Raw genomic sequence first — 1,945 nt, forward strand, 5'->3', positions numbered from 1 at the left:
TTCCACCCCCAGCACCTCGGCGAACAGACCGCACAGGATCTCCTCCCGCGGCGTGCGCGGACCACGACCGGCCACCGCGCCCCCGTACACCGGGGCGGGCAGCGCCCGGCGGTCCAGCTTCCCGTTCGACGTCAGCGGCAGCACGTCCAGCTCGACGAACGCCGCCGGCACCAGGGCCTCGGGCATCGTGGCCGCCACGTGGCGCCGCAGTCCGTCACCCGCGGGGAGCGTCGCACCGGCTTCCGCCACGACGTACGCGACCAGGCGCTTGTCACCGGGCCGGTCCTCGCGCAGCACGGTGGCGGCCCGCGCGACGGCCGGGTGTCCCTCGATCACCGTGTTGAGCTCGCCGAGCTCGACCCGGATGCCGCGGATCTTGACCTGGTCGTCGGACCGGCCGAGGTACTCCAGTTCTCCGCCGGCGGTCCACCGCACGACGTCGCCCGTGCGGTACATCCGCTCGCCCGGCTCCCCGAAGGGGCAGGCGACGAACCGCTCGGCGGTCATGTCGGGGCGGTTCAGGTAGCCGTGGGCCAGGCAGTCCCCCGCCAGGTACAGCTCGCCGGCGACCCCGGCGGGCACCGGGCTGAGCGCCTGGTCGAGGACGTACGTGCGCGCGTTCCAGACGGGTCCGCCCAGGGTTGCCGCCTCCGGCCAGTCGCGGACGTCGGCCGGGAGGACGGCGCCCGTGACGACGTGGCTCTCCGAGGGACCGTAGTTGTTGTGCAGGACGACGTCCGGTCGCGCGGTGTGGAACTCCCGCACCTGCGGGCTCAGCTGCAGGGCCTCGCCCGCCTGGAGCACGTGGCGCAGCGCGGACAGCTCCAGGCCCTGCTCGGTGGCGGCGGCGTACACGGCCGCGACGACCAGGTTGGGGGCGTAGAACTCGGTGATGCCCTCGGCGTCCAGCCAGGCCGCCAGCGCGGTCGGGTTCAGCCGGGTCTCCTCGTCGGGCACGCACAGCGTCTTGCCGTACAGCAGGGCCGACAGGATCTCCTGTTCGGCGACGTCGAAGCCGACGGCGCTGAACTGGGCCACCCTGGCACCGGGTTCGGTGGGCACGACCGAGGCGTTCCACGCCAGCAGGTTGGTGAGCACCCGGCCCGGCAGGACCACGCCCTTGGGGCGGCCGGTGGAGCCGGAGGTGTACACCACGTAGGCGGGCGCCTCGGGCGTCAGCGGCGCGGGGCGGTCGGCGTCGCCCGGGGCGTGCGTCGCGGCGGCGGCCAGCTCGGTGGCGACCGGCGCGGCGTCCAGGGCCAGGGCGTCGCAGGGCAGGCCGGCGGCCAGCTCCTGGACGGTCAGGACCGTGCGCGGGCGGGCGTCGGCGAGGACGAAGTCGATGCGCTCCCGCGGGTACGTCGGGTCGATGGGCAGGTAGGCCGCGCCCGCCTTGAGGATCGCGACGAAGGCGGTCATCAGCCGGGTGCCGCGCGGCAGCAGCACGCCGACCCGGTCGCCGGGCCCGATGCCGCGGGAGAGCAGGAGGTGGGCCAGCCGGTTGGCCCGCTCGTCGAGTTCGGCGTAGGTCAGCCGGTCCGTCGCCGTGGCGACCGCCACGGTGTCCGGGGTGCGGGCGGCCTGGGCGGCGAAGAGCTCCGGGAGCAGGTCCCCCGGCAGGGGCGTCGCGGTGGCGTTCCAGCCGGTCAGCAGCCGGTCGCGCTCCTCGGCGGCCAGGAGGTCGAAGGTGCTCACGCGCCGGTCCGGGTCGGTGGTGACGGCGTCCAGGACGCGCACGATCCGGTCCAGGAGCGTGCGGACGGTCGGGGCGTCGAACAGGTCGGCCGCGAACTGGACGTCCGCGCGCAGCGGACCCGGCAGGCCGTCCGGCGTGCGGCCGGCCTGGAAGGCGAGGTGCAGGTCGAACTTGGCCACGTCCAGGTCGGTGCGCAGGGCCTCGGCACGGGCGCCGGGAAGCACCCACTGCGGGGTGGCGTCCGTGGCC

The 1,945-nt window shown here is 75.3% G+C and carries 1 protein-coding gene; it reads right to left on the reverse strand.

The genetic code is table 11. The features are described from left to right. Positions 1-1,945, reverse strand: a 1,945-nt coding sequence (locus tag LG632_RS29975; protein WP_226731075.1) for a non-ribosomal peptide synthetase, incomplete at both ends; no start/stop codon positions are given.

It is taken from the genome of Streptomyces antimicrobicus (assembly GCF_020532625.1).
GTDB classification, from domain to species: domain Bacteria; phylum Actinomycetota; class Actinomycetes; order Streptomycetales; family Streptomycetaceae; genus Streptomyces; species Streptomyces antimicrobicus.